Genomic DNA, 13,749 nt, shown 5'->3' with positions numbered 1-13,749 from the left:
CCACTCACTGGTGGCCATCTTAAAATAAGATCCGATTAACGAAGAAGTTGTAGAACTCCTTGTGGTAATTGGTTAGCTTGAGCAAGCATAGCTTGAGAAGCTTGTGCTAAGATTGAGTTCTTAGTTTGTTCCATCATTTCTTTCGCCATGTCAACGTCACGGATACGAGATTCCGCAGCAGTTAGGTTTTCAGATGTTGTTCCTAGATTATTAATACGGTGTTCAAGTCTATTTTGAGCTGCACCTAATTTTGAACGCTCTGTTGAAACTAGGTTAATAGCTGCATCAACATCAGTTATCGCAGAAGAAGCATTGGCTTGGTTAGAAATGTCAATTGTATTGATACTTAATCCAGTTGTACTCATATCATTAATAGATAAAGTCATTGTTTCGCCTTCATTAGCACCTGTCTGGAATGTACCACCCGTTCCTGATGTGATTGCAATTGATTCTCCATCTAAACCAGCTGCTGCAAATCCAGCATTGGTTTCAATTGTAATTCCAAATTTACTGATATTAATCGATTGAGCACCAGCTGCCATAGTGCCACCCGCTATTGTTACAGAATCACCAGTTGAACTAGTTACAGTTAAGTCCGTACCATCATCTGCAATTGTATAAGTTGCAGCTGGACCAGAAGCCTCAATTCTTGCAACACCCGCTACTCCAAGAGCAGAAGAGTTTGTAGTATTTGTATCTAATTTGTTACCAAATGAACCATCTAGAAGATTCATTTTGTTAAATTTTGTTTGACTAGAAATATCATCAATTTCTGCTTTTAATTGTTGAAATTCATCATTAAGCGCTACACGGTCTACTGTGTCTTGGTTAGTATCATTAGAAGATTGTACTGCTAGCTCACGCATACGTTGAAGTATAGAATGTGTCTCATTCAATGCTCCCTCAGCCGTTTGAATAAGAGAAGTAGCATCCTGTGCATTCTTAGAAGCCATATCTAACCCACGAATTTGGCCACGCATTTTTTCAGAAATAGCTAGACCAGCTGCATCATCCGCTGCATTGTTAATACGAAGACCAGATGATAATTTTTCCATAGATTTCATTTGTGCATTGTTTGCATTACCTAACTGACGGTACGTATTAAGCGCTGCAATATTATGATTAATTCTCATTTTTTATTTCCTCCTTGAATGTTTATATCCACGTCCTTGTGGAATTTGATAGTTTTACAAATAGTACGAAAGTCGGCCGCCTTTGTACGTATTTGTTTTACAATCTTTATATCGACAGGTTTCTCAATTGTTTAATAGTTTTTTAGATTTTATTCTACAAATTTTTTGCAAATAAAAATACCCGTAAACAGTTGCGTTAACGAGTACTTTTAAAATTAATATTCAGTTGCTTTAATAGATCAATCGAGGTTTGGGAGGCTCGGTTGTTTTCAGTTTGAATTTCCAGATAGACTTCTTTCCGGTGGATTTCAACGTGTTTTGGTGCATCGATTCCAATTTTTATTTGTTCCCCACTTACAGATAGAATTGTGATTTCAATATCATCGCCTATTTTTATCGATTCATTGATTTTTCTTGTTAATACAAGCATGCTCCCACCTCCTATTTCGTTGATGCTTTCTCAAAAAGACTGTGTTTCGTTTGATAATTTGTATTTGTTAAGATAACCTGTTTTCCTATTTGTTTCGTATGATTAATAACTACTGGGGCTTGTAAGTTCGCTGTTGTCTTTTCAAATGGATCCAGAACAGTCAAAATCACATAAACAGTAACATCCTCTTCGGACTCAAGTTGAAGCTGTTCCACCACTTGATCATCTATCGTAAAATCATAATCTTTAAAAAAGAAAAATGGATCGGTTACGACGAAGGCTAGTTGTGAATTCTCAACAGCCTGCATGATTGAAATTCCAGTTTCTTCACCAAAAGGAAGAATCACAAATTCCTTTTCTTCTAAAAATCCTGGAATTCCGTTAGCAAACGTAATAATTTCATTTTCGTCTATCTGTAACTCACCGTGGTATTTTGTATCTATTTTCACCTTTTCACATCCTTAGATCTCTTGCTCGTAGTTTACACCTTTATATTTTAAATTCGCAAAATCAATGTTGAGCGATTGCCTTTGTTCAAGAGTGATGTCAACCTTTCCAGGAGTATATTCATGGATAGGTTTATTAATCGTGGATTCAATAACAGGCTTGTTTACCTTGACCTGTATATCAACCTTTGCTGGAACATAATTAGTTTTGACACTAAAGTGTGACGGTATCCATCCCACATTAAATTGGAGCTCTGGGCCTTCGCTGTTGCGTTTTGCAATTTGAGCAATTGGCGTACCTCCATTTTCAATTCTCATCAGTTCCATACCTTCTTGTGCTCTTCTCGCGATTCCTTCAAGTGAGTCTTGATACCCTTGGTCAGCCACCTCAGCTATACGTCGTGATATATGTTTCAGATCCATATCTGCCCATGCTTCTGTTTGATCAATTGTAAGCTTTCCAGGTCTCGTTTCGATCGACAACTCTGCCTTTCGCTGTTCAATTGATAAATTCGCCTTTGGTTGTTGAATTTCTTGAATGGGTTGTGTAGTACGAAGGCCGATCCTTGCATTATGAGATTCTAGTCGAATTTGCGGTAACTCCATTAGTAACTCCCCTATCAAAAAAGCTATCTTATTAAAAGATAGCTTACCTTAAAAAGTCCATTAATGTTGGTTGAATAATTCTTGAGCCAACTCCGAGTGCTGCACGGTGTACGGCTTCTGCGGTTGTTAAACCAATAATCACTTTTTCCATTTCAGCATCTTCGTTTTCAGAGATAATTTTAGTCGCGATTACTTCTTGTGAACTGAGTCGGTCTTCGATAAGCTCAACACGATTGTATCTTGCTCCTAAATCTGCACGAACGGCAATCACATTGGACATATGTGAATCTATCGTATCAAGATGCTGTGCCACATCACCGTCAGAATTGAGGTCGTGAATTAAATTATCCAGGTCTGTGAATATGTCATTTACATTGCTGCCTTTTAAAAGGTCAGAAGGTTTCACATTCACATTTAAATGAACACCTTTTGAAACTTCGAGTAATACATCGCTAGTTGATGTCGAGATTTGACTTGTAGCCAAGTCGATCGGTGCATCTGTTGTATTTGAACCATTAAAAATATACTTATTTCCAATCTTTGTATTGGCGATCGTCGCAATATGTTCTTTTAATTGTTCGATTTCAACCGCTATGTTTTTCTTTTCATCAGCACCATTAGTTCCATTACTTGCTTGGACAGTTAACTCCCTCACCCTCTGTAGAGCCTGAGTCATCTTGTCCATTGCATCATCTGATGCCTCCATCCACGTATAAGCTTCTGAGATATTACGCTGGAATTGTTCGATTTCATTAAGATCCGTTCGGTAGCGCATGCCCTTGATCGCCACTACTGGATCGTCGGATGGTTTTGTGATCTTCTTTTGTGTATTTAATTGATCCTGATATTTTCCAAGTCTTTCGTAACTATTACTTAAGTTACGTAACATGTTATTGGTTAACATTGATTGCGTGATACGCATGTTTTACACCTACCTTCCACCAGTACCTAAACCGTTAATGATTCGATCAAGCATTTCATCCAGTACGGTGATCATTCTTGCCGAACCATTGTATGCATGTTGGAATTTAATCATATTTGTCATTTCTTCATCGAGTGAAACCGCACTAATCGATTGGCGACGGTTTTCCACTGAATCTCTTAACACAACCGAATTATCCGCCATACGATTTGCTTCCTGTGCTTCTACTCCCATGGAGCCGATTAGAGATTCGTAGAATGATTGAATGCTACCAGCAGTAATTGGGTAGCCCGCTAATTGACCGAAATCAGCATTTTTCACATCAGCAAGATTTCGAGCATTTTCCCCATTTCCTGACTCACCTTGAATCGTTGAAACGGCGATATGGTTGATATTATCAATATTAGACGAAACACGAATGAGTGCCGCTGCGTTTTTATGTCCATTCGAGAATGGCTCGAAGAAATCTCCACCTAACTCACTGTTTTCTGTCGAGGTTTTTAACGTATATCCTTGACTATGCACGACATTAAACTGAGTCGCAAACGAATACGCCATTTTATCAAGGTCATCTAGCATTTTGGAGTAGATTCCTTTTTCCGTGCCATTTTCCACATACCCAAAGGCTTCTACTAACCCTCGTAATTCGCCACTACGAGCGATAGAGATATCTTGTCCATCAAGTTGAAATCCAGTAACAGAGCCTGTTGGTTGATCATTCACCCCATCACCATCTGAATCCATCGCTGGAACTACCGAAAGCTTTTTAAAATTAGTTCCTTCAATTAGCTTCGTCTCTGTCCCGTTCGCACCAACAATAGAAATATCTAAAATCCCTTCTGCTACAGGTAGTGAAGCACCTCCACTACTTCTTGGGGGGTGCACTTTAATCTCGACAAATTTGGATAATTCATCAATTAATCGATCACGTTCGTCATATAGATCATTTGGAAGATATCCGACTGGTTCAATCTCAGAAATTTGCTTATTAATCTTACTAATTTGTTCAGAAAGCGAGTTTACTGTTTTCACAGTTACACTAATTTGTTTTCCAAAGTCATCTTTTATGGCATTTAAAGAGTTTGATAGATAGTTAAATGTGTTTGCGACCATTACACCGCGTTGGCGCACTACCGAACGTGCCCCTTGGTCTTCTGGGTTTGCAGCTAAGTCCTGTAATGACTGCCAAAACTGATTCATTGTGTTGGCAAGACCTGTTTCAGTCGGTTCATTCATGATTTCTTCCATTTTTCCTAATGCGTTCGCACGTGCTTCCCAGTAGCTTGTTTTCGTTTGCTCACCTCGGAATTGCACGTCCAAAAAGCTTTCACGTATACGTTGGATCGTTCCCGCTTCAACACCTGTCCCCAACTGCCCAGGCATTCTTTCCGCATTAAGACCAGGAGATGGAAAAGGATTGGATTGGACAAAATTGACACGTTGTCTTGTGTATCCAGGTGTATTTGCGTTCGCTATATTATGTCCAGTTGTATAGAGTGCACTTTGCTGTGTCGTCATACCACGACGTGCTGTTTCTAGTCCATGAAAAGTTGATACCATTTTTCCATCCTCCGTTTTAAATCAAATCCGTCTTTAAATTCGCGCTAAAGTTAAGCTTTCGAATCAAACATCGAACGAGTTTGTTTTTTCTCTTTTGTCCCTGCTGGATTTCCATAGGTAACAGTTTGTTCCTGCGGCACGAGCATGTCCAATGACATGTTCACATACTGTAATGATTGGTGTGTAAGCTGCTGATTTAATTCGTTCACTGCCTTTAAATCGTGAGTTACCTTTACCAAATCTTCGTATAATTGTTCCAACTCTGAACGAATTGGTTCGCTTGCAGCCTCGATACATTTCGTCAATGTCTTTTCCTGAACACGAGGTCCGAGGATTTTATCGACAAGTGCGATCCGGTCATTCTCCACTTGTTTAATCGCCAAAATGTATTTTTGCTCTTCCTTCATTTGTTCATTGAGGGCATCGATGTCGCCTTTCTTTAAGATGTCAGATTTCTGCTCAGAAAGCTTCAGTAAATGTTGATGTAAAAGTAGAATCTTTTTGAGCGTGGTGACTAAGTTTTCAGTTGACATAATGACCCTCCATTCTTACTTTTTAAAATAAAAATCATAAACACTTTTCGCAACGTCTTCTGCGTTTACTTTATAGGTTCCGCTTTGCACCTGTTGCTTTAGTGCTTCCACCTTTTGTTGACGTTCAACCGTAATGGGTGAAGTTTCTTGTAGTTGTTTTGCTGCAGATGAAATCTCAACTTTGTCAGTCTGAGTAGCTTTCTCAGTTTGAGCCACTTTGTTCATTTGCTTTTTATAAGGATTCACTCCGATTGGTCCGAACTGGTTTATCTTCATATTTAAACCTCACTTTCTATCCGATCTTTATGCTTTATTTTTATATCGGCAAGTACAGGATTTTGTTTAGAAATTTTTATTAACAAAATACGTTCTTTTTTCTCGTTCCCGTTGTTCTTTCATGCGTTCTTGTTCCTTTTCAAAAGTAGAAAGTTCACTCCGAATTTCGTTTGAACAATCGTCACATAAAGTTCCTTTACGGATTAGGGTGTGACATTTTTGACATGGATATCCAAGGTTTGGGAATTGAGCCAATTGAAGACGCCCAGTCTTAATGAATTTGATGATTAATTCTTCATCGACACCTGTTCCCTTTGAAGCTTCATAAATCGTCGCTGTCCGATTTTCACTTTTTCGGATAAATGTATATACTTTTTCAAATGCCAGTTCCTCTTCTTTGTAGCAAGTTTCACAGACATCACGTAGATTAGTTTTTACAAAAAGTCTCCCACAATTAGGGCAATTCATCAGTTCTGCCATGTACATTCTCTCCTCGAACACGTTCTTTCTTTTTATTATATCGGTGTTTTTGTGAGATTTTGTAGTGACAAATTATAAAAAACTATCCCCTCATCAACGTCAATGACGATATTGACTTTGCACCTGCATCAAGCAGTACTTTCCCCGCTTGCCGCAATGTAGAACCTGTTGTGTAAATATCATCGATTAATAAAACATCTTTCCCCTGGACATCACCCATCACTCGAAATACATTTTCTCCAGCAATCCGCTCAGAACGGGACTTTTTCGATTGTTTTTCTAGATGGGTTCGTGCTAGTACTTCATGTATGGGCATCTCCAACAATCTTGCGAGCACCGCTGCTTGATTGAACCCACGTTCATATAAACGCTCGTTACTTAATGGAATGGGAACAATAAAATGGGAAGTTAAAAAATGAGTATTGTAAGCTTTTTTCAGGGGTGTTTTAAAAATAGTAGAAATAGCGTAATCACCACGGAATTTATAGAGGGAGATGACTTCTTTTGCAAAGTCGTTATAGAGGTAAATCGACTTGTTCTTTGTAAGTACACATTGCCAAACTGAATCCTTTTCCCAACGAACACAATCATAGCAGAGGTTTCCTTCCCGATATTCATCAGCTACGTCAGAAAAAGGTCGGCCACATATCTCACAAAGTTCACCATCAATTTTTTCAAATTTTTCATAGCAAGTAGAACAAAGTGGATCAGGTTCTGCTAACGAAAACAGCGTCATCCAAGAATCCACTTCTTCAAAATGATTGTGACAAAGAAGGCATGTAGACATCGTTTTAGCTCCCTTTCATATAATCGCATTGAGGATTTTTTGCGACAATATTTACAGCTTCCGCGATTTTGACATAGATATTTGCCATCATTTGTTTATCGAAGTATTGCGCCTTTACATATGCCATTCCGCTTTCTTTCGATACATATCGCGGTTTTAAATTATTTAATGTGAGGGCAAATACATCATTTTTACATTGCTCACATTTACAAGGCAGATTATATTCAGCCCAGTTTTCATTGATTGCTTCAGCTACTAATGGCTCCATTGCATTAAAAACTCTCACAAGAACCCCTCCACACTCTATCTTTTTATCTATCTGCTTATAACAGAAGTTCTATCTTTTTACAATAATACATTCGACATGATTATATTATCCCCTTTTTACTCGCGGGAAAATAATACTTTCGTATCATAAAAAGACCCCAGCTCATATTTAGCTTAGGGTCAAAATGTCAATCTACCATTTTCGCATAAAAAATAAATCGATCTGGTGCGCTTCCAATGTATCCGAAAGGATAGCAAGTTGTTACGACTAACTCTTCGTTAGGAGCTGTGGATTTGATGATTGTCCGATCGTCTGCATCCACAATTTTCGTGTCGACAATTTCATAGGTAAATTCGCCGTACTCTAATTTCACAACAAAGGTATCGCCAATCTCAAGCTCATCAAAGCGCTTAAACAAGGTATCACGATGACCCGAGAGAACGATTTGATCGTTTTGCGTCGGAAGTGCGGTACCAAGATAATGGCCGACACCTTGCCTTAGCTCCTCTTCATCCGTCCCCTCAATAATCGGCATGGACTTACCGAGCTTAGGAACTTCTAGAACGCCTATCGTCTCACCTTTTTCATAGGTTGGAATCACGGTTTCCCTTTCCCCATCCGTACTTTCCTGAGCTGCTGGTGTCGAAATCAGTTCCTCCGCCTGAACCAATGCATCTTTCTGTGCTTGATTTGAATCCCAAATCTGAAAAATCGAATAGCCTGTCAATGAAACTCCACCGATGATGAATAGTAGTGCAATCGTATAAACAACCTTTTTCACTAGAATGTCACACCTCTTTCGTTCTTTGTGCATTACTTTAAATATATTAAAAATGGGCTATGAAATCAATCAATGAAGCCGTTTTGAAGGGCCTCTTTATTCATTTCTTCAATATGCTTTTTGGCTTTTATCATTTCTTTTGTTTTACCATAATGAAAAAATAAAATATCTCCTGTAGGAAATTGAGCGCTCCGTCCCACCCGACCTGAAATCTGAACTAAGGCACTCTCTGTAAAAATCTGATCTTCCGCTCCAAGGACAGCCACATCTATATTCGGAACGGTTACGCCTCTTTCTAAAATAGTTGTGGTCACAAGGATCGGGATTTCTCCCGTTCGGAAGCGAGCGACTTTCTCTTTTCGATCAGGATCCTCTGCGTGAACGCCCTCAATGCGTGGATCAAAAGTTTGTAAAAGATCCACAATTCGTTCTAGATACGTAATTCGAGGAACGAATAAAAAGGCTTGCTTCCCTAATTTTAAATGTTCCTTAACCCACATCATGACATTCCGAGGAAGCCGCTTCTTTTTCAATAGTTTCTCCCAGTTCCCACACCAAAAGAAGTTCGGTACAGGTAGTGCATGACGATGATACCTAGCTGGAATGGTTACTGCCCTTCGTTTGCCAGCGGCGATTTCCTTTTTCCACGTTTGATTAGGAGTAGCAGTAAGGTAGATCGTCGAAGATACGTCTTTTTTGGCTTGGTCAACGGCATATTGCAACATGTGTTCAGCAGAATACGGGAACGCGTCAACTTCATCGATAATGATCATGTCAAAGGCTTTGTAATAACGGAGCAACTGATGTGTTGTGGCAAGAGTAATAGGTGCCGTTTTATTGCGGTCCTCGCTTCCTCCATACAAGGCAATCACATCGACCTTTGGGAACGACGCTTTTATCCGTGGCACGAGTTCAATCACCACATCTGTTCGTGGTGTAGCAATACAAATCTTTTTTCCTGACCTTAGTGCGACTTCGATCCCTTCAAATAGGATTTCTGTTTTTCCCGCTCCACATACAGCCCAGATTAACAATTGGTCGTTTGCTTCCACAGCCTTGATAAGCTCAGTCGAAGCTCGTTGTTGTCCAGCCGAGAGTGTTCCATCCCATGCTAGTGGCTTTTGTGGTAACTCAACACTCGGACTCGGTCCGCTCCAACTCACTAATACTGTACATTCACTCATTCGCCCCATGTTGATGCATTTCCTGCAATAGGTGCAATTTTTTTTACATCGAGCACACTGGAAAGACGCAAAAAGATGTTGATCAGTATTTCCACACCGAACACACGAATACCCATCTTTTGTTTTCTCGATGCATGATCGATAGTGCAAATAACCATTCACATAGTGCATATGTATTTCTTCAAGGGAAAAAGGGATTTCTTCAAGTAAAAGCTGTTTGCCGTGGAGTAAGTGTTGAAGTTCAGGGAAGTAGTCATAGGAAGGATTTAGTGATTGTGGATAACTTGATTCATATTCAGAAATTCGTTTGGCGCCAGGCTTGTCCGTTAGTTTCTCAGGTATTAGTAGATTATTTTCTAGTAAAAATCTCATATGTAACCTCCATTTTTTTAGATAAGGCGGAATTATTTAGGTTTAAAACGGAATTCTCAACGAAAATGGAACAAATCTTACAAGACAGGGCACACTAGTCAGAACTGGCTTAGATGAAATATTTTCACCAATGTTCCATCCGCTACTTGATATCCCAAAGCATATTCATATGTTTAAAAATCCAATTATTGGGGAGATTAAGATAATGAAAGGTAGGGGATTGACATGATGAAATGGATCATACAACACGGGTTGTTGCTTTGCATCGGTGCGATTCTACTCATAGGAACGTTAGCGGTTATATTTCAGGAGAAAATTCAAGTCTCATCCTCGACATGGTCTGTATTACTGTTACTTTATTTTCTTGTCCTTAGCTTATATAGTAGCTATGAATACAAACAAGCGTCTATCGAAGATAATAAAGAAGAACCACAAAATGAACAACCATTCAAAATTAGGAGATAATCCTAATTTCTTTTTTTGTGTTTAAAAATCAGCGCCGTACCTAAAGCACAGCGCTACAATATTATTTTTGATACCAGCCTAAACCAATTGCACCTTCACCAAGGTGGGTACCGATGACTGGTCCGAAATAACTTAGATAAAATTCAACATGTGGGTATTTCTTTTCAAGGTCAGCCTTTAGTGCTAGAGCTTCTTCCTCAATATTAGCGTGAATCAACGCAGCACGCATAGGTACACCTTTACTCGCATCCTCGTCAAATAGCTCGAAAACTCGGTTTAACGCCTTTTTACGTGTGCGAATTTTTTCAAAAGGCACAATGACTTTGTCCACGAAGTTCAAGATAGGTTTTACTTGAAGTAAGCTTCCAACAAAAGCTGCTGCTCCACTCAATCGTCCACCACGCTGTAAATTTGTGAGATCGTCCACCATAAAATATGCACGTACGGTTTTTTTCATTTCATTTAGACGCTCGATGATTTCTTCAGCAGGCTTTCCTTCACTCGCCATTTCCGCTGCTTCAAGCGCATAAAAGCCTTGTACCATACAACTGATTTCAGAATCGAATGGGTATACCTTTACACCCTCAACCATTTCACCAGCTGTTACCGATCCCTGGTAGGTACCACTAATCCCACTTGAAAGATGGATACTGATAATCGCATCATTTTCTTGGCCTAGCTTTTCAAAAAGCTCAACAAATTCGCCAGTGGGTGGTTGTGAGGTCGTTGGAAGGTCTTTTTGAACCTTTAGCTCTTTATAAAATTCCTCCGCCGTAATGTCGACTTCCTCGCGATAGCTTTCACTACCAAACACCACACTAAGCGGTATCATATGAATATTGTATTTTTCGCGAAGCTCTCTCGGTATGTACGCTGTACTATCCGTTACAATCGCCGTTTTCATATTTTATTACCTTCCTGTCTAAGTTTCTTTATAGTACCCATTCTAAATGATATGGACGGGGATGTCACTTACTTGTTTATGATTATAAAAATGGATAAGGAACGGAAATGGCGTATTGTCCCATATCTTGTTTTTTGTGTCCCTAATGATTCGTTTGATGTCTCATAAACTGGAGCTTGTGTCCCATATCTAACCAACAATGTCCGATATATTTAATACAATGTCCCATATCCCCCAAAATCATAAGACATTTCTACCCAAACAAAAAAACTGGCCCCAAAGGTTAACTTTCGATAACCTTTAGGACCAGCTCCCGTTTCACTTTTAAGAAAATTACAATTTAAACTTCCGAACCGCCTCTTGTAACTCTTCGGCCATATTAGATAACGATGCTGCTGAGGATGCAATTTCTTGCATGGATGCTAATTGTTCTTCCGTTGCGGAAGATACCTCTTGGCTTTGTCCAGTTGTCTTCTTCGCAATCTCACCGATTTCACTTACCGCTTCAACGACTTGTTGTGCGCCTTGTGTCATTTGTGCAATGGATGCTGATACTTCTTGGATTTGTGTACTCACATTATCCACAAATTGTTGAATTTGCGTGAAGGATTGACCCGCATTATTTACAACACTGATTCCTTTTTCAGCCTCTTCTTTTCCTTTACTCATGGAATCAACTGCTTGTTTTGTATCTTCTTGAATAGAAGCAATCAGACCGCGAATGCTTTCAGTCGATTTCGCTGATTGTTCGGCCAGCTTTCTCACTTCATCTGCAACAACTGCAAATCCTTTTCCATGTTCTCCTGCTCTTGCAGCTTCGATGGCTGCATTTAAAGCTAAAAGATTTGTCTGACTCGCGATATCTGAGATAACATTCACAATTTGATAAATTTCTTCTGAGCGTTCTCCTAATGAATACACAATTTTTCCTAAGTGATCAACGGAATGATTAATGTTTTGCATCTGTTGAATGGATTCCTTAATGGCCTGTTCACCGTTCTCGACAATGCTTAGAGCTTCTGTAGATGTTTGAGAAACCGTTTGAGCATTCCTTTCGATTTGTTGAATACCAATCGACATTTCCTTTACAACCTCTGTTGATTGTCTAACCATTTCTGTTTGTTGTTCTGTACCTACCGCAACCTCTTGGATGGCATTGGTTACTTGTTCAGTAGCTTGAGTATTTTGTTCTGAGCTAGCCGTTAATTCTTCCGAAGATGCCGCCAATAACTGTGATTTTTCATCTACATGTGTTAAGAGCTCCCTTAATGAGGCCAACATTTTATTAAAGCTTGTTCCTAATCGTCCTACCTCATCATTGTTTTTCACTTGAATGGACTGAGTGAGGTCCCCATTACTTACTTTATCCGTAACCTCTACTAATATATTTAGTGGTTTGGTAATACTTCTTACAATGAAAATAGCAATGAGAAGTCCAATTACAATAAAGATGGCTACGACAAGAAAAGTTGTCTGAAGGATTCCAGCTGTTGCCTCATCTATTTCATTTTGTTCCATAACACCTGCGATTTTCCAGCCAGTGTGCTCATTTGTAACAAAATACGTTTCATATTTCTTGCCTTGAAATTCATCTGTCAGGTGACCATTTTCTTTTTCATAGATTAACTTGCTATACGTTTCCCCTTGCGGTTCTGAACCCGTTTCTTGGGTTGGGTCGACTAAGTATTTTTTCTGTGCAGTTAGTATAAAAGTGTACCCATTTTCACCAATTTTCAAGCCAGATGTCATGTCACGTAATGATTCTAAATTGATGTCTACCCCAATTACACCCGAACCATCTTTTATTTCTTGAGCGATTGTTATCAAGATTTGTCCTGTAGCCAAATCTTCATAAGGCTCCGTGACGATTGCCTTTCCTGAGTTCCCAGCCGCTTGTTTGTACCACTCCCGCTCTCTTGGATCAAAATCATCAGGAAGTGTAGCATGTGGATATAAATACATCGCCCCATCCTTCGTACCTGTAAATACCGTTACAACATCAGGGTGAAGTACGGAATATTGCGTGAGAGATTCGATAAGTTTGGTTACTTCCGTTTCAGTAAATGATTGAGCCTGAAGAGTAGATGCAAAAAACTCTACATCCACAAACTTCGATGTGAGCTTATCTGTTATAAAATTATCTAAAATAACAACCTTCTCGTTTGCTTCTTTTAACATGCGCTCTTTAATCTCAGCTTGTGAATTGTTATAGGATGTAAAACCAATTGTTAAACTAGGTAGTAAAATAATAAAAATAAAAGTGAAATAAAGCCTCTTTTTAATCGTAAAGTGAAACCACTTACGCTTTCCATTCTTCATAATTTTCCTTTCCTTTCTTAATTGGATGATATGTACAAAAAACTAGTTTTAAGACTCACCCATTATATATCGACAAAAATACAAAATGTTTCAACAAAAGTGACGTGGAAAATTATGAAAGAATGTTAATAAAAAAGATTCCGATCTTATTTCAAGATTCTTAAAAGCCTTCTATTCCATATTGATACTCGAGAATATTAGCTGTGTCTTGCAGGGCAGGACAGTTCACTCTAACTTTCCAGCATTTATCACGAAAATTATCTCGAGGCAGGCTGCTTCATCT

Annotated in this window: 16 protein-coding genes and 1 pseudogene; 1 reads left to right on the top strand and 16 read right to left on the bottom strand. The window is 39.0% G+C overall.

The window, feature by feature from the left end; all coding sequences use genetic code 11:
• Nucleotides 1–35: 35 nt before the first annotated feature.
• The 13 genes from ACWPVE_RS11550 to ACWPVE_RS11490 form a co-directional block, all read right to left on the bottom strand.
• Entirely contained in the window at nt 36–1,133 is a 1,098-nt protein-coding gene (locus tag ACWPVE_RS11550; protein WP_453993454.1) for a flagellin N-terminal helical domain-containing protein, read from the bottom strand.
• Nucleotides 1,134–1,329: 196 nt separating this feature from the next.
• The gene (gene csrA, locus ACWPVE_RS11545) at nt 1,330–1,563 is read right to left on the bottom strand and encodes a carbon storage regulator CsrA (RefSeq protein WP_453993453.1); all 234 of its coding nucleotides are present in this window, start codon (nt 1,561–1,563) and stop codon (nt 1,330–1,332) included.
• 11 nt (nt 1,564–1,574) lie between these two features.
• A complete protein-coding gene (gene fliW / locus ACWPVE_RS11540; protein WP_453993451.1) occupies nt 1,575–2,012 on the bottom strand; it encodes a flagellar assembly protein FliW in 438 nt (145 codons plus the stop codon).
• Nucleotides 2,013–2,024: 12 nt separating this feature from the next.
• Nucleotides 2,025–2,615: a DUF6470 family protein gene (locus ACWPVE_RS11535; protein ID WP_453993449.1), complete on the bottom strand. Its 591-nt coding sequence runs from the start codon at nt 2,613–2,615 to the stop codon at nt 2,025–2,027.
• A gap of 43 nt (nt 2,616–2,658) precedes the next feature.
• Entirely contained in the window at nt 2,659–3,537 is an 879-nt protein-coding gene (flgL, locus tag ACWPVE_RS11530) for a flagellar hook-associated protein FlgL (protein WP_453993447.1), read from the bottom strand.
• Nucleotides 3,538–3,546: 9 nt separating this feature from the next.
• On the bottom strand, nt 3,547–5,097 hold the full coding sequence (gene flgK, locus ACWPVE_RS11525; RefSeq protein ID WP_453993445.1) for a flagellar hook-associated protein FlgK: 1,551 nt from the start codon (nt 5,095–5,097) through the stop codon (nt 3,547–3,549).
• Nucleotides 5,098–5,147: 50 nt separating this feature from the next.
• Nucleotides 5,148–5,630, bottom strand: a complete 483-nt coding sequence (locus ACWPVE_RS11520) for a flagellar protein FlgN (RefSeq protein WP_453993443.1) — start codon at nt 5,628–5,630, stop codon at nt 5,148–5,150.
• A gap of 15 nt (nt 5,631–5,645) precedes the next feature.
• The gene (gene flgM, locus ACWPVE_RS11515; RefSeq protein WP_453993441.1) at nt 5,646–5,906 is read right to left on the bottom strand and encodes a flagellar biosynthesis anti-sigma factor FlgM; all 261 of its coding nucleotides are present in this window, start codon (nt 5,904–5,906) and stop codon (nt 5,646–5,648) included.
• Nucleotides 5,907–5,972: 66 nt separating this feature from the next.
• Entirely contained in the window at nt 5,973–6,386 is a 414-nt protein-coding gene (locus ACWPVE_RS11510) for a TIGR03826 family flagellar region protein (protein ID WP_453993439.1), read from the bottom strand.
• An 82-nt stretch (nt 6,387–6,468) separates the two neighbouring features.
• Nucleotides 6,469–7,173: a phosphoribosyltransferase family protein gene (locus ACWPVE_RS11505; RefSeq protein ID WP_453993437.1), complete on the bottom strand. Its 705-nt coding sequence runs from the start codon at nt 7,171–7,173 to the stop codon at nt 6,469–6,471.
• Between the two features lie 4 nt (nt 7,174–7,177).
• Nucleotides 7,178–7,459 (bottom strand): late competence development ComFB family protein, encoded by a 282-nt coding sequence (locus ACWPVE_RS11500; protein ID WP_453993435.1) that lies wholly within the window; start codon nt 7,457–7,459, stop codon nt 7,178–7,180.
• A gap of 169 nt (nt 7,460–7,628) precedes the next feature.
• The gene (locus ACWPVE_RS11495) at nt 7,629–8,222 is read right to left on the bottom strand and encodes a class D sortase (RefSeq protein ID WP_453993433.1); all 594 of its coding nucleotides are present in this window, start codon (nt 8,220–8,222) and stop codon (nt 7,629–7,631) included.
• Between the two features lie 65 nt (nt 8,223–8,287).
• Entirely contained in the window at nt 8,288–9,778 is a 1,491-nt protein-coding gene (locus ACWPVE_RS11490; protein ID WP_453993431.1) for a DEAD/DEAH box helicase, read from the bottom strand.
• A gap of 228 nt (nt 9,779–10,006) precedes the next feature.
• Here ACWPVE_RS11490 and ACWPVE_RS11485 point away from each other — a divergent pair, with 228 nt between their 5' ends.
• The gene (locus ACWPVE_RS11485; RefSeq protein WP_453993429.1) at nt 10,007–10,243 is read left to right on the top strand and encodes a hypothetical protein; all 237 of its coding nucleotides are present in this window, start codon (nt 10,007–10,009) and stop codon (nt 10,241–10,243) included.
• A 61-nt stretch (nt 10,244–10,304) separates the two neighbouring features.
• Here the strand turns inward: ACWPVE_RS11485 and ACWPVE_RS11480 are convergent, their stop codons facing one another.
• The 3 genes and pseudogenes from ACWPVE_RS11480 to ACWPVE_RS11470 form a co-directional block, all read right to left on the bottom strand.
• Nucleotides 10,305–11,147 (bottom strand): DegV family protein, encoded by an 843-nt coding sequence (locus ACWPVE_RS11480; protein WP_453993427.1) that lies wholly within the window; start codon nt 11,145–11,147, stop codon nt 10,305–10,307.
• A 333-nt stretch (nt 11,148–11,480) separates the two neighbouring features.
• Entirely contained in the window at nt 11,481–12,428 is a 948-nt protein-coding gene (locus ACWPVE_RS11475; protein WP_453997482.1) for a methyl-accepting chemotaxis protein, read from the bottom strand.
• Nucleotides 12,420–13,325: pseudogene (locus tag ACWPVE_RS11470) on the bottom strand (cache domain-containing protein); the annotation flags it as partial. The pseudogene ACWPVE_RS11470 and the gene ACWPVE_RS11475, both read right to left, overlap by 9 nt.
• Nucleotides 13,326–13,749 lie beyond the last annotated feature (424 nt).

This window comes from Bacillus nitroreducens, from assembly GCF_964021195.1.
This window is presented reverse-complemented; position numbering and strand designations above follow the sequence as displayed.